Below are 22,832 nucleotides of genomic sequence, written 5' to 3'. Positions count from 1 at the left end.
AAGCCTCTTTTTTCGTTTAATATGCTATTAATAACCAAATATAAATTACCAGATTATGAGTTTAATACCCGAAGAATTTCAAATTAGTACGCTTATAAATCAAGATACTTATCTTGTAAATGGAGAATTAAAAAAATGGACAGGGCAAACCACACCTGTTTTTTCGACTATTTCTTCTACAGAAAAATACACGCCGACTTTATTAGGATCGATTCCGTTCATGGCAGAAAAAGAAGCCGCTGAAGTGGTTGATGCCGCAAACACTGCTTACAATAAAGGCCAAGGTTTATGGCCTACTATGAAAGTAGCTGACCGCATTAAATGCATGGAAAATTTCGTTAAGCAAATGAAAGAAACCCGCGAAGAAGTGGTAAAACTTTTGATGTGGGAAATTGGAAAAAACCTTGGCGATTCTCAAAAAGAATTTGACAGAACGGTTGAATATATTTATGATACTATTGCCAGCTATAAGGAATTAAACGGACGCAGTTCGCATTTTGAAAAAGTGCAGGGTGTAAATGCAATGATTCGCCGCGGACCGCTTGGCGTTGTTTTGTGCCTCGGGCCCTATAATTATCCGCTTAATGAAACTTTCTCTTTGCTGATTCCTGCTTTAATTATGGGGAATGCGGTTATTTTTAAGCCAGCAAAACATGGTGTTTTATGTATTTCGCCTTTATTAGAAGCTTTTAGAAGCAGTTTTCCTAAAGGAGTTATTAATATCGTTTACGGACGTGGCCGTGAAGTGGCTTCTCCGATTATGAAATCTGGAAAAATTGATGTTTTGGCATTAATCGGTAACAGTAAATCGGCGATTGCTTTGCAGGATCAGCATCCAAATAAAAACAGGCTGCGTTTGATTTTAGGTTTAGAAGCTAAAAATCCGGCGATTATTTTACCAGACGCCGATTTAGATTTGGCGATTCAGGAATGTATTGCAGGAAGTTTGTCTTTCAACGGACAGCGCTGTACAGCTTTAAAAGTGTTATATGTTCACGAATCAATTATAGAAGAATTCAACAGACGTTTTTCTGAAAAAGTAGACGGATTATTATTTGGAAATCCGTGGGAAAACGGCGTTTCATTGACACCGCTTCCAGAGACTGATAAACCAGCCTATATTCAAGGTTTAATTGACGACGCAACTTCAAAAGGAGCAAAAATATTAAACGAAAAAGGAGGAAAACATACCGATAATTATATTTTTCCGGCGGTTTTATATCCAGTAAATAAGCAAATGAGAGTGTATCATGAAGAACAATTTGGTCCAGTAGTACCTATTATTTCTTTTAAAGATATTGATGAACCTCTAGAAGATATGGCCGAGTCAAACTATGGTCAGCAAGTGAGTTTATTCGGAAAAGACATTAAAACTTTGGCACCGCTTATCGATTCATTAGTAAATTTAGTTTGCAGAGTAAACCTCAACAGTTCTTGCCAGAGAGGTCCTGATGCTTTCCCATTTACAGGGCGTAAAGATTCTGCCGTAGGAACTTTAAGTATTCCTGATGCATTGCGCTCTTTCTCAATTCGTACGTTCGTAGCCTCAAAAGATATCGCTTACAATAATGAAATTTTGCAGGAATTGCTAAACAGCAAAGAATCTAATTTCATTAATACCGATTATATTTTGTAGTTATCAAGGTTATATATTAATTGTAGAAGCCGTCTTTTCTTTTTAGAGTAAGACGGTTTTTCTTTTTAAAGTTGCTGAGTCACTCAGATAATAAGGTTCTAAGATTTCGTTCAAAATTATACTTTGGAATTTTAAATTTGGAATTTATTTTTTAAACAGATGTAACAAAAAGTTAAAAAACTCTTCTAATATTGTAATCACTATAAATCATCAAAATCTTAAAACCAGTTATGAAAAAAAAAACAGTTCAATTATTGTTAATTGCATTTTTGTTTTTAGCACAAAATAGCTTTGCTCAAGAGCTATATATGCCTAGAAATATAAAAAATGCTTACGAAAAAGGAACCCGTTCTATGGACGGAAAACCAGGGAAAAATTATTGGCAGAATCATGGAAAATACACTATGGAAATTACCGTAGATGCCAAAACAAAAATTGTAAGCGGAACAGAAACTATTGTTTATGAAAACAACAGCAGTGATACCTTAAAAAATCTGCCTATTCGTTTTGTAAATAATCTTCATAAACCCTCCTCACCAAGAAGCGGGAATGTAAATCCAGATTTTTTAAGTGACGGATTAACTATTACTTCACTTAAAATTGCAGATGAAGTTTATAAAGAAGACGGAAGAAAATGGGCAACAGTAGGGAATATAAAAATGAAAAAACCAGTTCCTCCGCATTCTAAAGTAACTATAAATATCGATTGGAATTATCCTTTATCAAAAGAGAGCGGAAGAGAAGGACAAATTGATGAAACTACATTTTTTGTAGCGTACAGTTATCCGCGTGTTTCTGTTTTTGATGATTACAACAAATGGGACAGATTGCCTCATACAGATCGCCAGGAGTTTTATAATGATTTTAATGATTATAGCTACTCTGTAAAAGCACCTAAAAATTATGTGGTGTACGCAACGGGAGATTTATTAAATCCAGATGAGGTTTTAAATCCAGAGTTTGCAGCGCGTTTAAAAAAATCATACACAACGGATGAAGTTTTGCATATTGCCAACGAGCAGGAAATGAAAAGCGGTGCAGTAACCAAACAAAACGATTGGAATGTTTGGAAATTTGAAGCTAAAAATATTTCAGATGTTTGTTTCGGACTTAGCGATCATTATTTATGGGATGCAAGCAGTGTTGTAGTAGACAAAAAAGCAAATCGTCGGGCGAGTGTTCAGGCTGCATATGATGTAAAAGGAACTGATTTTGTTAATTCAGTAAAAAACAATCAATATGCACTAGATTGGTTTTCGAACAATTGGCCGGGAGTTCCGTATCCGTTTTCTAAAATGACAGCGTTTCAAGGTTTTGCTGATATGGAATATCCAATGATGTGTAACGACTCTCAAATGGGAGATCCTGTTTTTGCACAATTGGTTCAGGATCATGAAGTAGCGCATACTTATTTTCCTTTTTATATGGGAATTAATGAATCGCGTTATGCTTTTATGGATGAAGGATGGGCTACTACTTTTGAATATTTAATTGGAATTGCTGAACACGGTAAAGAAGCAGCAGATAAATTCTACAAAGAATTTCGTGTTAAACAATATATCAACGATGCTTCAACAGAAGAAGATCAGCCGATAATCTCAATGTCATCTCAAGTTTCAGATGCAGGTTATGGAAATAATTCATATGGTAAAGCATCTCTTTCGTATATCGCTTTAAAAGATTTGCTAGGAGACGATTTATTCAAAAAAGCATTACACGCATACATGGAAAATTGGAATGGGAAGCACCCAATTCCGTGGGATTATTTTAATTCTATTAATTCGGCATCAGGAAAAAATCTGAACTGGTTTTTCAATAACTGGTTTTTTACCAACAACTATATTGATGTTTCAGTAAAAAGTGTTGCAAAAAATACGGTTTCAATTGAAAATGTTGGTGGTTTCGCCATTCCATTTGACGTAAATATCGTTTACGCAGATAATTCAACAGAAACAATTCACCAGACACCGGCTGTTTGGCAAGCCAATCAAAAGTTGGCAACAATTGAAGTAAAAAGCAAAAAACAAATCAAACAAATTACAGTTGACGGAGGTATTTTTATGGATGCAACTCCAGCAAATAATTCTTGGTCAGTAAAGTAATTTTTTTTATTTAATATATATAAAACCGTCTTTTTCAATAGAATAAGATGGTTTTTTTTATAATTTTTTATTTTAGTAAGAAAATATGGAATTCCGTAAAATAGTATGGAATTTAAAAGTTATGTTTGCAGAAATTTAAAAACTCGCAATTAATGAAAAAGCCCCTAATTCTCATTATTTTATTGCTTTGTTTTAAAAGTTTTGCTCAAAACGATCCGAAAATCGCATTTCAGAAAAGCAGATATGATCTTGCTTTATCCTGTTATAAAAAAGCAGACTTTAAAAAAGCACTTGATTTGTTCTCTGTAGCATCTAGAATTAAACCCGAAAACGAAGTAGGCAGAGAGTCCATCAAAAAAGTAGATTCCTTAAAAATTATTTTAAGGAAAAACATTTTGGATAAAGCCATCGGAACTTGGAAAATGGCTGGAGATAAACCCGTTTGGTCTTCTACAGCGACGGATAATTCTACTAAAGAAATTGATGAATTTGTCGAAATTACTCAAAATCAGATTTCATTTTATGAAGTGGATAAAGAGACAAAAACGAAAAAGTTACTACATTCAGAAGCGTTAGTTTATTACAATAAGGATGCTTCAGATGCTATTTTTTCAGATGTCATTCTTTCTGACGGAACTATTTGGAGTTGTTTGCTGAGTGAGGATTCAAATACATTGCATGTAATTAATATTGCCAAAAAAGATGATACTGGAGTTCAAAAAATAACCAGTGACAATCTGGAACACTTTTATACTAGAGTAAAATAATTAAAAGGGAATCAATGGTGATTCCCTTTTTTAATTTATAAAAACTTAAATCCCAATGAAATATTTGAGATTCCGGTTTTAACATCTCTCCCTGACGGATCAAGATCAGTAATTCCGGCTAGGTATCTGTAATCGATAGTGAGTTTCCATAAGTCAACCCCAATACCGCCTAGAATACTGCTGTTATTGCGTTCTAGCGCAATATAATTAAGGCTGTTATTTGCATTTATATCCGAGTAATTTTTCCAATTGTATCCTGCAAAAATGCGAATATTGCCCAGCTTTCCTAAAGGAACCACTTTAAAACCTACAATTAAAGTCGCATCGGTTCCAGAAACTTCATATTCAGTTTCGCCAATTCCGGTTTGCGAAACACTAAATTTAGATTTCGCATAACCAAATTCACCTTGACCATAAAACAGCAATAAATTCACTCTTGCAAATCCGGCAACTCCCATTCCTGTTCCTGAACTTTTTGAGTTAAAATCATCTGTAATTGGCGAGGTTATATTGTATGAAACTTGTGGTCCAAACTGTATTAATTGTGCAAAACCATTTACACTAATACCTAATAAAAGGGCTAAAATGAATTTTTTCATAATGAATTTATTGGCAGTTAATTCCATAAAATTAAATATTAAAAATTAGATTCGAAAGATTTATCTTATTTATTTAGTATATGTTTTTGATAATTAGACAACTGTGATGTTGAGTGTTGAAAATTTTCAAAACTGTAAAATGATTAAATTTGTTTTTAAAAAAAAGGTATTTAATGGAAATTAGAAAAATTGAAGCTTCACAAACTTGGCAAATACGGCATGAAGTAATGTGGCCTGATCAGCCTTTTAATTTTGTTCAGCTGGAAGAAGACAATGTAGGATTTCACTTTGGAGTATTTGATCATGAAAAACTAGTTTCTATAGTTTCTTGTTTTTTTACTGATGAAGAAATGCAGTTTAGAAAATTAGCTACACTAGAAAAATTTCAAGGAAAAGGAATCGCAGCAGAATTGCTAAAATTTATTTTTGAGTATGCTAAAGAAAGAAAAATGAAAAAAGTTTGGTGCAACGCTCGAACCAATAAAAAATCATTTTATGAGAAATTTGGAATGGTTGATACCTCTAGAACGTTTATTAAAAAAGGACAAGAATTTACTATAATGGAAATTTTGCTCTAGAAAATAGGCTGAAAATTACATAATAAAATGTACAGCCTTAGATATTTATGATTTTGCTTCATTTCTTTGTGACTAATTTAAAGCAAGGATGAAATTCCACTTTCAAATTATATTTTTATGCGATTTTAACATAAAAACATCAATTTAATTATGAAATAGAGGACGCTAAAAAAAAGAAAACGTTTTCGCTAATTTCTTCATGTTAAGACTTTCTTATTTTATTTTTTTTGTTGCAATCTTTTATTACTTTCGCACCCAAATGAGAAAGTTAATAGTATTTTTAGTATTCATGAATTTGCTTCTGTTTGGCGGAGGTCAATATCTTAATGCCGGTACTTTACACAATTCTCATCTTCATACTTTTGAGAAAAAGCACCGAGTGAAATTCACCAATCAAGATCAAGGCAGTTCCGTTATTGAAGATGCTGCAGATATTGATCTTGAGGAAGAATATCTTGGAGGTGATCTTAATGATGGACTTACGAATAAGTTTTATGCAGCAAACTACAGCCTGCTTGACAGCTGGTATCTGACGTTCTCAAGTCAGAATGCAGCAAATGATTACAATCGTTTTAAAATCTTCGTGCCATTTTGTGGCCAATCAAATCCTATATATATTACGCAACGCGTTTTAAGAATTTGATTTACCAATATACATCGGTTACTTAAGTTGTAATCCTGCATATCTTGTTGATGTATATTTTTTCTACTTCTTCTTGTATGAAAGTTAAGTTATAACAAAGGTTGCCCGATGCATTTTTTCATCTAAAGGAATCACTGTATTCCAAGCATTCAATCGCTTAATTTCCAATAAAATCATGAAAAGAATTATCTTGTTCACAGGCTTATTTGCCCTTGTGTGCCTTACTAGTTGTACAACTAAAAAAGAAGAAAAAGAAGAAGCTGAAAAATTTACCGTTACAAATCCGGTAAGAATTGATACTTCGTTTACAAAAGAATATGTTTCGCAGATAAAATCTGTTCGAAATATCGAACTCCGTGCCCAGGAAAAAGGGTTTTTACAAAACATTTTTGTCGATGAAGGACAGTTTGTAAAAAAAGGCCAGCTGTTGTTCAAAATTATGCCAAACATGTATCAGGCTGAATTACTTAAAGCTCAGGCTGAACAAAAATCAGTAGAAATTGAATTGCAAAACTCTAAATTGCTTGCCGATAAAAACATCGTTTCTAAAAACGAATTGAGTGTGGCTCAAGCAAAATTGCAATCAGCAAAAGCTGAAGTTGCTTTGGCAAAACTTCATTTATCATTTACTGAAATCAGAGCACCGTTTGACGGAACTATTGATAGAATTCCATTAAAATTAGGAAGTCTTATCGATGAAGGTGAATTATTGACAAGCCTTTCAGACAACAGTCAAATGTTTGCATACTTCAACGTTTCTGAGCCAGAATATCTTCAATATCAAACTGATGTAAAAGACCGCGCTGGTAATAATGTGAGTTTGCTTTTAGCGAATGGCGACATTTTTAAAGAAAAAGGAAATGTAGAAGTGATCGAAAGTGAATTTAATAATGAAACAGGAAATATTGCTTTTAGAGCAAGATTCCCTAATTCAAATAAACTATTAAGAAACGGTGAAACTGGAAAAGTACAAATGCTTGTTCCGTTGAAAAACGCTATTGTAATTCCGCAAAAAGCGACTTACGAAATTCAGGATAAAAAATATGTTTTTATCGTTGACAAAAACAATAAAGTAAGTTCTAAAGAAATTACTATTACAGGCGAAATTCCAGATTTATACGTTGTAAGCAGCGGTCTTACTGAAAATGATAAAATCTTGCTGGAAGGAGTTCAGAAAGTAAAAGAGAATGATAAGATCAACTTCACTTACATCGCTCCTTCAAAGGTTATCAATAATTTACGATTAAAAGCGGAGTAAAGTTTTGTTTTAGGTGTTTCAGGTTTCAAGTTTTAGGTTTCAAGTTTCGCGCTGAATCTCAAACTTAAAACTTAAAATCTTAAACTTAAGACAATTGCAAATTCCAATTAGTTTAATCATTAAAAAATAAATAGATGTTTAATAAATTTATACAAAGACCAGTTCTGTCGATAGTAATATCGCTTATAATTGTCTTTTTAGGGGTATTATCGGTTATGAGTTTGCCGATTACCCAGTTTCCGTCCATCTCTCCTCCAATGGTAAACGTTACGGCGGATTATCCTGGATCTAATGGTGAGCTGATGATCAAATCTGTAGTTATTCCTCTAGAAAGAGCCTTAAACGGAGTTCCTGGAATGAAATATATGACTTCTGATGCAGGAAATGATGGTGAAGCAAGTATTCAGATCGTTTTTAACTTAGGTACAGATCCGAATCAGGCTGCAATTAACGTTCAGAATCGTGTGGCTTCGGTTACAAATAAATTACCTCCATTAGTAGTAAGAGAAGGGGTTAAGATTACGCGCGAGGTACCAAGTATGTTGATGTATGTGAATCTTTACAGTACTGATAAAAATACCGACATGAAGTTCTTATACAACTATGCCGATATTAATGTATTGTCAGAATTGAAAAGGGTAAATGGAGTTGGATCTGGAGATATCTTAGGAACACGTGAATATGCAATGCGTATTTGGTTAAAACCAGATCGTATGCTAGCTTATAAAATATCTGCTGATGAGGTAATGGAAGCATTATCAAGCCAGAGTTTAGAAGCTTCGCCTGGTAAAACTGGTGAGAGTTCTGGTAAACGTTCTCAAGCATTTGAATATGTATTGAAATATTCTGGACGTTTTACAACCAAAGAACAATATGAGAATATCGTTGTAAGATCAACTAGCAATGGTGAACTTTTACGTTTGAAAGATATTGCTAAAGTAGAGTTTGGAAGTTCGATGTATGATATTTATTCGAACTTAAATGGAAAACCTTCTGCAGCGATTGTATTGAAACAATCTTTTGGAAGTAATGCAAACCAGGTTATTGAAGACGTAAAAGCTAAACTGGAAAAAATTAAGCAGAAATTTCCAAAAGGAATGGATTATGAAATTTCATATGACGTTTCTAAATTCTTAGATGCCTCTATCGAAAAAGTAATTCACACTTTGATTGAAGCGTTTATATTGGTAGGATTAGTAGTTTTCCTTTTCTTAGGAGACTGGCGTTCTACGGTTATTCCAGCAATTGCTGTTCCCGTTTCATTAGTAGGAACTTTTGTGTTCATGACGTTTTTTGATATTTCATTAAACTTAATTACATTATTTGCTTTGGTTTTAGCAATTGGGGTCGTCGTCGATGATGCGATCGTAGTTATCGAGGCCGTTCACGCCAAGATGGAGGAAGAACATCTCTCGCCATTTAAAGCGACTAAAAAAGCGATGCACGAAATTGCAGGGGCAATTATTGCGATTACTTTCTTGATGGCTGCGGTGTTTGTACCGGTTGCATTTATGTCAGGACCTGTTGGAGTATTCTACAGACAGTTTTCTATCACAATGGCAACTGCAATTATACTTTCAGGTATTGTGGCTTTAACTCTAACACCGGCACTTTGTGCGATGATGTTAAAAAACAATCACGATCAGCCTAAAAAGAAAACACCAGTAAATAGATTTATAGATGGTTTCAATAACAAGTTTAACCTTGCACAAGGCAAATACCAAAATTTATTAGGTAAAATTGTAAACAGAAGAGCTGTTACTATTATTGCGCTTCTAGGTTTTTGCGCAGGAACATGGTTGATCAGCAGCACAGTTCCATCAGGTTTTATTCCGAATGAGGATCAGGGTATGTTTTACGCTATTATTCAAACACCTCCAGGTTCATCATTAGAAAGAACAAATAATATTGCTGAGAAACTGCAAAAAATTGCTGAAGGTGTGGAAGGAGTAAAATCAGTTTCTTCATTAGCAGGTTATGAAATTTTGACTGAAGGTACTGGATCTAACGCAGGTACTTGTTTGATCAACTTAAAAGATTGGAACGATCGTAAACAATCTGTACAGGAGATTATGACAGAACTGGAAGAAAAATCAAAAGATATTCCAGGAGCTAATATTGAATTTTTTCAACCGCCGGCGGTACCAGGATATGGAGCAGCTGGAGGATTTGAGCTTCGTCTGTTAGATAAAACAGGAACTAGTGATTTTAAAAAATTGGAAGCTGTAAATAAAGAGTTTGTTGAAGAATTGAACAAACGTCCAGAGCTTTCAAACGTATTTAGTTTCTTCAGTGCGAGTTTCCCTCAGTACATGATGAAAGTTGATAATGATTTGGCACAGCAAAAAGGGGTTTCTATCGAAAATGCGATGAACACTTTGTCAACTCTTGTGGGTAGTAACTATGAAATTAGTTTTATCAAATACGGAATTAACTATAAAGTAATCGTTCAGGCAGCACCAGAATACCGTGCACAGCCAGATGATATCTTAAAGCTTTATGTGAAAAATGATCGTGATGAAATGGTTCCTTTTTCAGCTTTTATGAGATTAGAAAAAGTATATGGTCTTTCTGAAATTACAAGACACAATATGTATACTTCTACTGAGATTAGTGGTGGTGCAGCTCCAGGATATAGTTCAGGAACTGCAATTAAAGTAATTCAGGAAGTTGCGGCAAAAAAATTACCTAGAGGATATGACATTGACTGGGCAGGTATTTCTGCCGATGAGGTTGCACAAGGTAATCAGGCAATTTGGGTATTTTTGATTTGTTTGGGATTTGTGTACTTGGTTTTAGCAGCTCAATACGAAAGTTTTATTCTGCCTTTATCAGTTATCTTATCATTGCCAGCGGGTATTTTTGGAGCTTTCCTTTTATTGAAGGTTGCTGGACTAGAAAATAATATTTACGCTCAGGTTGCCATGGTAATGCTTATTGGTTTATTGGGTAAAAATGCCGTTCTGATTGTAGAGTTTGCCATACAGAGACATGCAGCAGGAAAATCTGTACTTGAGTCAGCAATGGAAGGAGCTAAAGCGAGGTTCCGTCCTATTTTGATGACTTCATTTGCCTTTATTGCAGGATTATTACCGCTTGCATTTGCTACCGGTCCTGGTAAAATTGGTAACAGAACAATTGGTACTGCAGCTGCCGGAGGTATGCTTATCGGAACTATTTGTGGAGTATTTGTAATTCCAGGATTGTATTACATTTTTGCCAAAATTGCAGAGAAACACAAACTGGTGAAACATGAAGAAGAGAATCCATTAACTGAAGAAATTGATAACAATCATGTCTAAATTAAAAATATATCAATATAGTGTAGCATTAGGTCTTTGCCTTGCTGTAGCGAGCTGTAAAGCTCCTGTAGCAGAAACTGCAACGACCAGTACACCAGTTCCTGAAGCATTTGGTACTGCTAAAGCTCAGGATACAATTACTACAGCAGCTGTAAAGTGGAATGAATTTTTCAAAGATCAAAACCTTGTTGATTTGATTGATGTAGCCCTGAAAAACAATCAGGAATTAAACATGACGCTGCAGGAAATAGAAATAGCAAAGAATGATGTTAGAGTTCGTAAAGGACTTTTATTGCCATCTGCTGGTATTCGTGCCGGAGCTGGAGTTGAAAAAGTAGGAAGGTATACCAGCCAAGGTGCTGGTGATGCCACTACTGAAATTAAACCAGGTATAGAAACTCCGGATCCGCTTGGCGATTTTACAATTGCAGCGTATGCAAACTGGGAAGTAGATATTTGGAGAAAACTGCGCAATTCTAAAAAAGCAGCGGTAAGCAGATATTTAGCATCAGTTGAAGGTAAAAACTTTGTGGTTACAAATCTTATCTCTGAGATCGCTGATAATTATTATGAATTATTAGCTTTAGACAGCCAATTAGATATTGTAAAACAAACAATTACTTTGCAGTCAAACGCTTTAGAAATCGTGAAAATTCAAAAGCAGGCTGCAAGAGCAACAGAATTAGGTGTTAAAAAGTTTGAAGCAGAAGTTCTGACTTCAAAAAGTTTAGAGTTTGATATTTTACAGCAGATAAAAGAAACGGAGAATAAAATCAATTTCTTGTTAGGCCGTTATCCGCAGGAAATTAAGAGAACAAACACCAACTTCTTAACGTTGCTGCCAGCTTCAGTGAGCGCTGGAATTCCATCTCAATTATTAATGAATCGTCCTGATGTAAAACAGGCAGAATTAGAATTGATCGCTGCAAAACTAGATGTAAAAGTAGCCAAAGCTGAATTTTACCCTTCACTGGATATTTCTGCAGCTTTTGGAGTACAAGCCTTTAAGCCATCTTACTTGTTTACGTTTCCAGAATCGATTTTATATTCTTTAGCTGGAGATTTAGCGGCGCCGCTTATCAACAGAAATGCAATCAAAGCTGAGTTTTCTAGTGCAAATGCAAGACAGCTTCAAGCTTTATATAATTATGATAAAACTATTTTAAACGCTTATTTAGAAGTGTCTAATCAGCTTTCTAAGATCGATAATCTGCAAAAAAGCTATGATCTAAAATCACAGCAGGTTGATGCATTAAACACCTCAATTGATGTCTCTAATGATTTATTTAAATCGGCTAGAGTAGATTATTTTGAAGTTTTAATGACACAGCGTGATGCATTAGAATCGAAATTAGAATTGATCGATACTAAAAAAGAACAACTGAATGCGGCGGTTCATGTTTACAGGTCCCTAGGCGGCGGTTGGAAGTAGAATACCATTTTAATAGTTATTAGTAGGATACCTCTCAGAAGTAAAATTCTGGGAGGTTTTTTTTGGAAATAAGTAGTTATTAGAGAAGATTAAACTTGAATTATCTTTACTTAGGTATGGCTATTTTTGCTTTAAACCCTTTTCCAGGTTCTGTATCAAAATCAATGGTTCCTTTAACAGCCTGAATACGGCTTTCCATGTTTTGGAGACCATTTTTTATCATCTTACTTTTTTCGGCTCCTTTACCATTATCAGTATAGTTTATTAAAATTGATTTTTGATCACCTTCAAATTTTATAAGAACTAAACTTGCTGTACTGTGTTTCTTCATATTTACCATTAATTCCTGTAAAATTCGACTAATGGTAATCTTTTTTGTATCATCAATAACTTCCCAGTTTATATTTTCTAAATTAGTAGCAATGATATTTCTTTCGCTTGTATTATAAGCCAAAAGCATTTCTTTTATGCTATTGGTGAAATCTATACCAGTTTCAATTCTATTATTTTCTCTCGAAATTCCTCTTACACGTCCGTAAATGTCGTCTAATTTTTGGAGTAGATTCTCTTTAGTGCTTTCCTTAGATAAGGGCTGAGATTCTGCAAAAGCAATCACTTGAAATACATCGTTTGCCAACTCATCATGGATTTTTTTAGCAATTCGGGTTTCAGTATTATAAGAAGTCTTAAATTCAATGACTTTGTTTTTATTTTTATAATAACGGATCAAAATCGCTATTAAAATGACTAAAAAAACAAAAACAATTACAAATACAATCCGCATGTATTTGGCTCTTTGAAGCGATAATAGGTTTTCTGCTTTTTCTAGACGAAGTTTTGCGTTTTCATCTTTTTCTATTTTAGCATCGTATTTAATCTTCGCAAACTTATTTTTAAAGTTATTTCTAATCTTAATAATACTGTCGTTTAAAGTAAAATACTTTTGTACATATTTGCTGTGATTCTCGCTGTGATTATTTGAAATTATAATTTGAAGCGATTCTAATCTTTCATCAACACTATTTAGTTTTGTAGCAATATTGTAAGCAGCAAAAGCATTTTCATCTGATTTTTGAATGTCTTTTTTAGCATAGTAATCGGCCAAGTGCAGATAGCTTTCAATACTTCCGTAGGTATCCTTAATTTTATTTTTTATTTTAAGAGCTTCCTTCATTAAATTGAAGCCTTTTTCATCCATTCCGTTTTTAAAATATGCGTAACCTAAATTGTCTTTTATGCTAGCTTTGATAGACGCTCTCGCTTTATCTTCAAAAGAATTCTTGTTTAAAATTAATTCTAGAAGTATAATCGCCTTGTTGTATTTTTTTTGTTGGATATAAATTGGCGCAATATTACTTAATGGAATTTGTTTTTCTATGGGATCTGTTATTTGATTTGATGATTTCTTATAATAAAGAATAGCGTCATTATAAAGAGAAAGTTCTTTATCAGCTATACCTAATCTATTATTTATAACACCTAAATATTCTCTGTCTTTTTTTACATAAGGTAATGCCTCCGTTACTGTTTCCTTGCTGCCATAGTAGTCTCCATTTACTTGTTGAATTTCTGCCATTTGAACAAGAATATAGCCAATATTAGCACTGTCTTTTAAAGTTTCATAAAGTATTTTTGATTTATTAAATTCATAAAAAGCAGTGTTAAAATTCTGTTTTTCATAATTTGAAATCGCCTTATTTCTTAAGCTAAATGCTTCTTTTCGAATGGGTTTTGTGTTAGTATTAACGGTCTTTTTTTCTTGACAGGAAAAAAGAAAAAGCAGCATGATAAAACAAAAAAAAGGGGACCGTAACATATAAATTTACTTTCCCCGAAAATAGTAATTAATTTGATACTAAAATATATATTATTCATCAGTTGGCGGTGGCGGTGGCGGTGTCTTAGGACCTGTATCACCAGGACCATCATCAGCCTGAGTTGATTTTAAGTGATCAATTTTTTCTGTTTTCTTTTTTGGCTGCGTTTCATACTCGTCAGCGGTACAAGAAAATATAGTAAATAACAACGCAAAAGCGCTTAAAAGTAATAGTTTTTTCATTTTAATTTAATTTAGAAATTAGACATAGGTATTGCTGTCCGGAATGATCCAGAGTCTATTGAGACAATACCAAATTGATTTTGGGAAGTAGAGCGTGTAGGACTGTAAGATGTTATTTATACTTCCCGAATAAACTCAATCTTACGGTTTTCCACACTGTTAATTAGAACTAGTTTTATATTTTTGTTTTAGTCTGCAGACAAAACTTGAACTAATTTCTATGGCAAAGTAAAGGCGCTTTTATACCATTGTAGATAAGGGATTCCCAGAATTCCCACGTTTTCCTGAGATTCCCATGAATTCCCAAAAATTCCTAAAAAAAATACCATGCATACGATATTAGAAGAATATAAAAAAGAGATTAAGATTAAATACGAGACAGAAAAAGAAGGAGTACATTTTGATTATTTGTTCAGTCCTTCGCGCGGAAAACTCCGCGATTTGTGCTGGCTTATTTTCGAGAATAACCCAACACAGGATGATTTAAATGTTTTTAAAAATTTATTTTGTTTAGATTTTGATCACACCAAAAAGAATAAGTTTAAAGAACAAAAAGATAAGTTTAGACCTATTGAAACCTTTTTTAAAGGTGAAACAGATCCATCAAATATTGATGCAATAAACCTTGCCGCAATTATGGTCGATTTTCAACCGCGTCCTTTTAAAAAGTTTAATGAAAAGTATAGAATTGAAGAGCCGAAACGAATTGAAAAAATAGGCAAAGATGTAATTGTTGAAAGAGAGAATGAAGGCATAGAAAAAGTTGTTTTGGTGGAAAATAAAAATGAAGAATCGAAAGAACATCCTGAAAAAGGAAATCTTTTCTTTGATTTTGCAACTAAATTTTCTAAAATAATGGCTCAGAAAATGTATCCGCAAAAAATAATTACGATTGGAATTGGAGCAATTGCTCTCGTGACTTCTGCGTGTTTATACTTTGTGCAGAAAAAAGATTAGACAGAATACTTTCTAAATGAAAGTCGGTAGCATTTTGAAATATAGAATGCTTTGGAAGGTAAAAAGAATAATTTTTTAAGAAGTAATTCAGGCATTTAAAAAGTTTGTTTTTTGGCATATATTAACTGTTATTTATACTATAAAGATAAGGAAAAATAATTTATAAACCTAATAAAATCAATGAAATAAGCGTTTATTTTGCTTTAAAAACAGATTTTTTTCTTGAATTTATTGGTGGGCAATTTCTAATTTTAATGACAAAAAAACATACCTTTTTCTAGGTCATTAATTATCATAAAATTATTTATATTTATAAAAAATTATAAAAGATTTTGATCGTAACTATCAGTTCAAAAAAATATTTTATGAAAAAGCTTCTCCTACTATTAATTGTTTTATGCACTTTTGGCTGTAAAAAATATGTTGTCTCGTTTGAACAGCCAACAGATATGAAACTGGATAAATTAAAACTGGAAGTATTTCTGGATAAAAAGAAAATTCAAGAGATTAACTTAAAGGCAACAAATGAAATGCCAAGTTATGAAACAGCAGAACTTTCAATATCAGATGAGGGAAAACATCTTCTTCAGGTTAAAGTAAAAGATACAACCTTTAGTTATGATTTAAATTATCCCCAAGAAAAATTTGTTCTTGTAACAGCTCATTTAAAACAGAATGGCAAGATTCATATCGGAATTTTAAAACAGCAATATCCGTTTAGATTTAATTGATATTCATATCAGTTTTAAGCTAAAAAATCTTTGAACCAAAATCCAGATTGCTTTATAGTTCTTTTTTGCGTTTCAAAGTCAACATGAATTAATCCAAATCTGGCGCTGTAGCCTTCTGCCCATTCAAAATTATCAGTCAAACTCCATACAAAATAACCATCGACACTATAACCGTCTTGTTTGGCTTTTAGAATTTGTTCTAAATGATCCTGAATGTAATGTGTTCGCTTAATATCGTATACTTTTCCGTTTGTAACGGTGTCTGGAAAAGCAGCACCATTTTCAGTAATTATAATTTTCCTGATGCCTTGATATTCGTTAAATCTTTTTAAGATATTGTATAGGGCAGGAGGATATACTTCCCAACCCATATCTGTCGCTATGACGTTTCTTTTTTCAGCGCTGATTAACTCGGCACCTATGTACGGAATCAATAATGAAGATTTTACGACTTCTCGTGTATAACATTGCAGACCAATAAAATCAAAATCGAACGCAAGATTATTTAGATCATCTTTTAAAATATAATTATTGAGTTTTTTAAGAACAGGCAAATCTTTCTGCGGATAACCAAGACCTAAAAGCGGTTCTATAAAAGTTCTGTTTAGTAAAGTATCGACACGTTTTGCGGCTTCAATATCTTTTTGGTTTTGAGAGAAAGGCTCAATGTGAGTGCAGGAAAAAGTAGTTCCGATATTCGCATCAGTTACTTTTTCGCGAAGTATTTTTGCGCCGGCAACAGTAGCTAAAGTAACGTGATGCATGGCTTTTAGATAATTTGTTATTCCTTTTTTTCCTGGTGCGTGAATGCCTAAAAAATACCCGGCTCCTGTAAAAACAGATGGCTCGTTAATCACCATCCAATTTTTTACGCGATCTCCAAAATGTTTTGCACAAACTTCGACATATTCTGAAAACCAAGAAACCGATTCGCGATTGGTCCATCCGCCTTTTAATTCGAGCGCGTTAGGCAAATCCCAATGATAAAGCGTTACCCAAGGTTCTATGCCTTGTGCAAGTAAAGAATCGATGATTTTATTGTAGTAATCAATTCCGGCTTGATTTACAGGATGAATTCCGGTTGGCATGATTCGAGTCCAGCTGATGGAAAACCTAAAATTCGGAATATTTAATTGATTTATTAAATCGATGTCGCTTTGATACGAATTGTAAAAATCACAAGCGGTTATAGCATGATGACCATTTTTAATCTTTCCTTTTTGAGATGTAAAAACATCCCAGATTGAAGCGCCTTTTCCGTCAGCATCATGTGCCCCTTCAATTTGGAAAGCAGCAGTTGAGACACCCCACAAGAAATCGTCTCCAAATTGGTCTTTATGCAAAAATGAGTTTTCAACTTTATTCATTCAAATGTACTTTCCTTTTAAACTTGTAATTATTAATGAAGGAAAGTAGAATGCATAGCTCTTAAAAAAAGCCATTCTTTGAATGAAACCAAAAAATTTAGATTGAAGAATTTCATAACATTTAGTTTTACTCAAATTAATAAAACTAATGTGAATTTATTGTAAAGTGATTATTATCAAATGATTAAATATAAATTTTAACCAACACGACTAATCTTCCCATCCGCAAAGTGTGAGTCCGTAGCCTTGGGCTTGAGCCACGGAAACTTTTGTTATTTGATGCCGGCAGGCTGTTAAACCTCGGCAGTTTTCGCTGTAATGATACTTTTTTGCTCCCGTTGGACCGCAGATATATACTTTTGTTTCAACAGTATTAAAAGATGTCAGCAAAATAAAAAACACGATTGTCAGTTTTTTCATTTGATAAGATTTGGTGATCATTGATGTACGATCAAATAATATTCATTTCCTTTTTGGTCCGTTGCTTTGAGTTTTCCGTATCCAATCCACTCTGCTTTAATTTCGAGATCTTTTATCGAATCAGAAATCAAAATTCCGGCACCGTACTTTCCTTCGATATTAATGTTTCCAGAAACCGAATCTCCTTTTACATTAATGCCTACTACATCATAATTATATTCATAATGGCCACATTTTCCGGTTCTGTATTCATACTTGCATTTTTTGTCAACATGATAGGTTTTTGCTTCTTCTGCAGTAATTACTTTGCGGTCGTCAGCAGTAATTACCTCCTTATAAAATGTATTAATTTGAGATGAAGGCGGCCCATCTGTTTTTTGGCAGGAAATTGTAACGAATAAAATAAGAGAAATCAGGTAGTTTTTTAGCATAGGCGTTGTATAAGGGTACGTATTCGATAAAAGTAGTTGGAACTAGTATTGTTTGAAAGCGTATTTATACGTGATTAATGTGTTTTATTCTGTTTCATAAAGCGCTGCAGTTTCTAGCAATTCTTTTTCAAATTGATAAATATCATCGATAGTCGAAATAGCTAACTTTGTCTCGTTTTTATTATCGTTAAAAAGACTGATGTATTTTTTGCCTCCATTTAAATGAAGTCGGCATAAAGGTTTACGATTATTATCATCCAACAAAATTCCGAAATAAGATTGTGTATCGCGATGTACAATTCTGTTTGTTGGTAATTTTCGTCTCAAGATTGCGACTACTATACGATAAGCATCTAATTCTTCTTCAGTTGTATTAATTTTATTGTCATCTTCAACTGCTGTAACTTCTTCGTCCTGCTGTTTAATTGTTTCTTTAGTAAGAGCTGCATTCAATCGATCATTAATTTTATCATTAATAAATTGATTTACTGATTTTTGAACTAAGTCTTTAAATTCATCAACCACTTTTTCAGTAAGTCTGCCTGCGTATACTTTATTAGCAAAAAGTTTTGTAAAATCGTTTGAAGGATTTTCTAACTCTGCGCTTATTAGTTTTTTAATTTCTTTAATATATTTTAATGAACTTGCATTGCTTATGATATTATCAACATTAAAGTTTGCTTTATGAAATTTTGCAATTTCATTGATAGTATTTTCTTTGAGATTTGTAATATCAAATTCCAGAAATGGTTTTTGATCCATTTTGTTTTGATCATCTAAATCAGTGAAAAACTGATAATGAATACCATTTGTTAAAAGAGCAAAACGAGTTTTAGTAACATGAAAATATCTAAATAATTGTGAATTATGTATGGTCAGTTTTTCTTTCCAGCTTTTGCATTCTACAATTATAATTGGTTCTCCATTCTGAAAGATGGCATAATCTACCTTTTCGCCTTTTTTCAGTCCCAGATCAGCAGTAAACTCAGGAACAACTTCAAGTGGATTAAAAGCATCATATCCCAATACATGTATAAATGGCAGTACAAAAGCATGCTTTGTAGATTCTTCAGTTTCAATTTTACTTTTAAGCTGATTAATTTTATCTGCTAATGATTTAAGTTGAATATTAATTTCCATTGGTTTTTAGTTTAAATTAATTATTCAAATGTAAAACCAATCAAAATCAGTATTTTATGGAAATCCGTAATTGAGATATTTTATAATGAAGTTTTATTATATGAATTTAAAACAAAAAAAGAGGACATTGTATTTCCTCTTTTTACACCTATCGTTTTGAGTTTATTATTTCTCTAAAATAAAATCTTTAATTATTTTATCCATATTAGATGGCAGATCAGCATTTTTGATTTCAAAATGTTTTATTTTCATTTCAGTAAACCATTTGCTCCAATATGTGCGAATCACTTTTTCTTCATAAGGATTACTTTTGCTCGGATTTATTCCGACAACTAAAACTTCAAGATTATATAAGTTATCATTCGTTTTGATAAAACCAAAATCCTGGTCGTGTAATTTTTTCTCCCAGTCTACAGTATTTAATCCATTTTTTCTAATTAACTCTGGAGTGATGTATGATGTGCGATTTCCTTCTTTTATGACAGTATTATCGTAAAACATGTATCCATCAGTTAATATAATAAGTATGTTTCTGTATTTTTTGTCGATACATTGATCTTGTATCTTATTGTCAAAAAAACTCCAAATGTCTGAACCAATATAATTGTTGTCTTTTATAGCCGACTGGTAAATTTTTGATGTACTAGACGCATAATTTTTGGTAATTGAATTCAAAAATTCTTTTGAGGCATTATTTTTATCAATAGTAATTTTTAAATTTTCAGCAATTGAATTTATCTCTGGATCTTTTGGTTCAGGATTAAAAAATAATTGCATTTTATCATTCATTTGTCTTATCCTTTTTGATTTTAAATGCTCTGTAAAAGCTTCGGAAACTGACTTTATATATCCCAAATCCCTTTGATAATATTCCATCGTTGGGTTAGCATTTTTTTCTAAACTTATTCGATCTGATAAATCAAGAAGTATACTGATGTTATAATGTTCTGCCACAGAATTTTTAACTGGAATTTCTTTTTCTTCTTTATCAGAATCTTTCTTGCATGAAAAAAATAAAATCAATAACAACGACATTGCCATTTTTAGTAAAGTGTTTTTCATAATATTAGTTTTTAAAATATACTAAATGTTGAAAATCAGGATCGATTAAATTCAGTCTTCCAAGATGTTCTTCGGATAGATTTTCGCATCCTTCGAGCAATTCTACTTTTTCTTTATGAGGTAAAGCGATTTCAGTATTAATGGCTTGAAACCATCCTTCTTTGTATTGATGATGATAATGCAGATACTCCTTTACTGGAAACACAAAACCATCGATTTTTAATTGAAGTTCTGAAATCTTCCCATTTATAGTAACAATTTGCTCTTTAAAATCATTGATTTTATTAATGTACTCTGTTTTAAATTTTTCTAGGTTTAATAAATTTTCTTTTTTACCTCTAATAAAAGCCCTGATTTTATCAATGTTTTCAAATTCTTTCATAACAAAATCGAACACAAGTCCCCAAATAATATACACTACAAATCCAGCAAATATGATCATCCAGAATTCAGATTCGCCAAGCGCGATATTTAAATCATATGGAGAAGATTCTGTTGTTTTGTTGAATTCATATATTTTCTTTTCTATTATGTAAGCCAGTAATGCATCAAACAAAAATGTTGTTGCAAACAAGGCAATCATTCTGAAGACATTTTTAATTCCTTTGCTCTTTTGTACCATATGAATAATATAGCCCAAACCCATAAAAACAAACGGAATCGTGATTACTAAAACACCCTCGAGCCAGCTTGCCATAAAAGAATTTGTCAGCGCATCTGCGTCAAAAATGGCCGCTGTTAAACTATCATTTGAAAATTCTTTGAAAAAAGCTGAATATGATGCTGAGATATAAAATACTAATAAATAAAGCGTTATCGGCAGTAGCAAAAATAATCCGATATAAAATTGCGCTTTTAATCCTTTCCCATCCTCAATTCCGAATTTATCAGGATTGCGTTTGACTTCAATAATGTCACTTTTTATTTGATCGATTTCATCGTTTATATCTTGTTCTTTCTTTTCGTAAATACCAATTGCAGCTTCAGATTTTTTAAGTTCAGTTCTGCTTTTTTCCTGTTCTTCTCTGTAAGGCTGTTTTAATCTGTCTTGTTCTAGTTTTTGTTTTCGGCATTGATCTTCAAAACTCATATATAAATTTTGAAGGCATGCTTTTAGAACAATAGGTTTTCCCGTTGCCTTTACTGATGCAGCAAAACCACTTTGATAATAGGTTATTCTTATTTGTTCTCTGTCATTTTCATCTTCTCCAAAAGTATTTGCTGGCGCATCTTCTACTTTTTTCAAGCTAAATAATTGTGTAAGTGACTTCATTTTTAAGAGTTTAGCTGATTGATAATTTCTTCTTTTTGAATGTTTTTCTGAACACAGTCAATGAGATAATTAGATAAATCGTTGATGTTTTCGTCGAGAAAATTAAATTTTCTGCAGTATTTTTTAAGCATATTTAATTCGTCATCTGTAATTTTTCCATCTGCCCAAATGATACGCGTAAAGTCATATAAATACTCTATTCTTGTATTTAATTCTTCAGGAATAAGAAGTTCCGTATTAATCGGATTTAAAAAAAGTTTATCCAGTTCTTCACGCGGAATTCCTCTTTCATCAGCAAAATGATACATCATTTGCAGTTCTAATACATCAAATTGATCGTCAGATAATGCCATTTGATATAATCGCAAAAAATGGCTTTTTAGTTCTATTGTTATCATGGTTTAAGATGTTTATTTAGATAAGTTTTCACATGCAATTCCGTCACTGTCACCATCTAGATTTTTGTAACATGATCTATTACTGTTATAAGTAGCTTGTGCTTGAGCCTGAGAGGTAAAATCGCCACATGTTTTTGTTGGGCAATTTGAGCTAGGTAGAGTACCTAAAGGTTCTGCTGACTCCGAACATGAGATTACTACTCCTAATATTATTAGGGATAAAAATATTAAGGTATATTTTATTCTATTTTTCATGATTTTATAATATAAATTAAAGATGTTAATGCCCCAATGAATGCAAAAACTAACATGCATCCGCTATTTTGATATCGTACTCCAGGAATACCAGTTCTTGTTGAATATCCATTTTTGCTAAATGTTCCTATTTTTGTTTTTAAACTTGGAGAAATTCCAGATTTGCTAATGTTTAATCCAAGTCCTCCTCCAAGTCTAATTCTTTTTTGAAATCGAAAGCCCATGATTTTTAGGTTGAGTTAATTAAAGTTTTTTTTATTGTTTAGAAACTTCTTTTGACGTTTCCTTTTTTCATGTCAATCGAAGTCAAGAGTATTATTTTCTTTTTTTATAGTGGTTATTAGTACTTGAATTCTTGTACTTTCCTCCTTTATGAGAACTACCTTTTCCACTTTTGTAATGGCCACTTTGGGCTTCAATAC

22 protein-coding genes are annotated in these 22,832 nt (G+C 32.7%); 10 read left to right on the top strand and 12 right to left on the bottom strand.

All coding sequences use genetic code 11. The annotated features are described in order from the left end of the window. Nucleotides 1-55: 55 nt before the first annotated feature. The 3 genes from IR010_RS12755 (at nt 56) to IR010_RS12745 (ending at nt 4,505) form a co-directional block, all read left to right on the top strand. On the top strand, nt 56-1,636 hold the full coding sequence (locus tag IR010_RS12755; protein ID WP_194604356.1) for an NADP-dependent glyceraldehyde-3-phosphate dehydrogenase: 1,581 nt from the start codon (nt 56-58) through the stop codon (nt 1,634-1,636). Between the two features lie 230 nt (nt 1,637-1,866). After that, nucleotides 1,867-3,738: a M1 family metallopeptidase gene (locus IR010_RS12750; RefSeq protein WP_194569906.1), complete on the top strand. Its 1,872-nt coding sequence runs from the start codon at nt 1,867-1,869 to the stop codon at nt 3,736-3,738. 152 nt (nt 3,739-3,890) lie between these two features. After that, nucleotides 3,891-4,505, top strand: coding sequence for a tetratricopeptide repeat protein (locus IR010_RS12745; protein ID WP_194569904.1), 615 nt, complete (start codon nt 3,891-3,893; stop codon nt 4,503-4,505). A 35-nt stretch (nt 4,506-4,540) separates the two neighbouring features. On the opposite strand, the gene IR010_RS12740 is transcribed toward IR010_RS12745, so the two are convergent. Further along, complete coding sequence (locus tag IR010_RS12740; protein WP_194604353.1) at nt 4,541-5,104, bottom strand: outer membrane beta-barrel protein; 564 nt, start codon at nt 5,102-5,104, stop codon at nt 4,541-4,543. Between the two features lie 173 nt (nt 5,105-5,277). Between IR010_RS12740 and IR010_RS12735 the strand changes: the two genes are divergently transcribed. From IR010_RS12735 to IR010_RS12715, 5 genes are all read left to right on the top strand, one after another. Beyond that, on the top strand, nt 5,278-5,682 hold the full coding sequence (locus IR010_RS12735; RefSeq protein WP_029272834.1) for a GNAT family N-acetyltransferase: 405 nt from the start codon (nt 5,278-5,280) through the stop codon (nt 5,680-5,682). 259 nt (nt 5,683-5,941) lie between these two features. Next, the gene (locus IR010_RS12730; protein WP_029272835.1) at nt 5,942-6,325 is read left to right on the top strand and encodes a hypothetical protein; all 384 of its coding nucleotides are present in this window, start codon (nt 5,942-5,944) and stop codon (nt 6,323-6,325) included. Nucleotides 6,326-6,500: 175 nt separating this feature from the next. Next, nucleotides 6,501-7,583, top strand: coding sequence for an efflux RND transporter periplasmic adaptor subunit (locus tag IR010_RS12725; protein ID WP_029272836.1), 1,083 nt, complete (start codon nt 6,501-6,503; stop codon nt 7,581-7,583). A gap of 134 nt (nt 7,584-7,717) precedes the next feature. After that, nucleotides 7,718-10,885 carry an efflux RND transporter permease subunit gene (locus tag IR010_RS12720; RefSeq protein ID WP_194604351.1) on the top strand — a complete coding sequence of 1,056 codons (3,168 nt, stop codon included), beginning with the start codon at nt 7,718-7,720 and terminating at the stop codon, nt 10,883-10,885. Next, on the top strand, nt 10,878-12,317 hold the full coding sequence (locus tag IR010_RS12715) for a TolC family protein (RefSeq protein WP_029272838.1): 1,440 nt from the start codon (nt 10,878-10,880) through the stop codon (nt 12,315-12,317). The genes IR010_RS12720 and IR010_RS12715 overlap by 8 nt, the downstream gene beginning before the upstream one ends. A 106-nt stretch (nt 12,318-12,423) precedes the next feature. Here IR010_RS12715 and IR010_RS12710 read toward each other — a convergent pair whose 3' ends face one another. Then, a complete protein-coding gene (locus tag IR010_RS12710) occupies nt 12,424-14,133 on the bottom strand; it encodes an ATP-binding protein (protein ID WP_194604348.1) in 1,710 nt (569 codons plus the stop codon). Nucleotides 14,134-14,184: 51 nt separating this feature from the next. Beyond that, nucleotides 14,185-14,376, bottom strand: coding sequence for a hypothetical protein (locus IR010_RS12705; RefSeq protein WP_194604345.1), 192 nt, complete (start codon nt 14,374-14,376; stop codon nt 14,185-14,187). A 327-nt stretch (nt 14,377-14,703) separates the two neighbouring features. Between IR010_RS12705 and IR010_RS12700 the strand changes: the two genes are divergently transcribed. Further along, nucleotides 14,704-15,333, top strand: coding sequence for a hypothetical protein (locus IR010_RS12700; protein WP_051662776.1), 630 nt, complete (start codon nt 14,704-14,706; stop codon nt 15,331-15,333). Between the two features lie 365 nt (nt 15,334-15,698). Then, nucleotides 15,699-16,064 (top strand): hypothetical protein, encoded by a 366-nt coding sequence (locus IR010_RS12695; protein ID WP_194604342.1) that lies wholly within the window; start codon nt 15,699-15,701, stop codon nt 16,062-16,064. A gap of 14 nt (nt 16,065-16,078) precedes the next feature. Here IR010_RS12695 and IR010_RS12690 read toward each other — a convergent pair whose 3' ends face one another. The 9 genes from IR010_RS12690 to IR010_RS12650 all read right to left on the bottom strand — a co-directional run bounded on the left by IR010_RS12690 (nt 16,079) and on the right by IR010_RS12650 (nt 22,634). Then, the gene (locus tag IR010_RS12690; RefSeq protein WP_194604340.1) at nt 16,079-17,431 is read right to left on the bottom strand and encodes a GH1 family beta-glucosidase; all 1,353 of its coding nucleotides are present in this window, start codon (nt 17,429-17,431) and stop codon (nt 16,079-16,081) included. Nucleotides 17,432-17,641: 210 nt separating this feature from the next. Then, a complete protein-coding gene (locus IR010_RS12685; RefSeq protein ID WP_194604337.1) occupies nt 17,642-17,851 on the bottom strand; it encodes a hypothetical protein in 210 nt (69 codons plus the stop codon). Between the two features lie 17 nt (nt 17,852-17,868). Beyond that, nucleotides 17,869-18,282 (bottom strand): hypothetical protein, encoded by a 414-nt coding sequence (locus IR010_RS12680; protein WP_194604334.1) that lies wholly within the window; start codon nt 18,280-18,282, stop codon nt 17,869-17,871. 84 nt (nt 18,283-18,366) lie between these two features. Next, nucleotides 18,367-19,422, bottom strand: coding sequence for a type I restriction endonuclease (locus IR010_RS12675; protein ID WP_029272846.1), 1,056 nt, complete (start codon nt 19,420-19,422; stop codon nt 18,367-18,369). 165 nt (nt 19,423-19,587) lie between these two features. Next, nucleotides 19,588-20,484, bottom strand: coding sequence for a hypothetical protein (locus tag IR010_RS12670; protein ID WP_194604331.1), 897 nt, complete (start codon nt 20,482-20,484; stop codon nt 19,588-19,590). Between the two features lie 4 nt (nt 20,485-20,488). Further along, nucleotides 20,489-21,757 (bottom strand): ABC transporter permease, encoded by a 1,269-nt coding sequence (locus tag IR010_RS12665; RefSeq protein WP_194604328.1) that lies wholly within the window; start codon nt 21,755-21,757, stop codon nt 20,489-20,491. A gap of 2 nt (nt 21,758-21,759) precedes the next feature. Continuing rightward, a complete protein-coding gene (locus IR010_RS12660) occupies nt 21,760-22,155 on the bottom strand; it encodes a hypothetical protein (RefSeq protein WP_029272849.1) in 396 nt (131 codons plus the stop codon). A gap of 12 nt (nt 22,156-22,167) precedes the next feature. Continuing rightward, nucleotides 22,168-22,410: an excalibur calcium-binding domain-containing protein gene (locus tag IR010_RS12655; protein ID WP_029272850.1), complete on the bottom strand. Its 243-nt coding sequence runs from the start codon at nt 22,408-22,410 to the stop codon at nt 22,168-22,170. Next, entirely contained in the window at nt 22,407-22,634 is a 228-nt protein-coding gene (locus tag IR010_RS12650) for a DUF4236 domain-containing protein (RefSeq protein ID WP_035667255.1), read from the bottom strand. Before IR010_RS12650 ends, IR010_RS12655 begins: the two co-directional genes overlap by 4 nt. Nucleotides 22,635-22,832: the final 198 nt, after the last annotated feature.

This window comes from Flavobacterium sp. MR2016-29 (assembly GCF_015350695.1).
Lineage (GTDB): Bacteria > Bacteroidota > Bacteroidia > Flavobacteriales > Flavobacteriaceae > Flavobacterium.
Note: the sequence above shows the minus strand (reverse complement) of the source record. Positions and strands in the feature narration are given on the sequence as shown.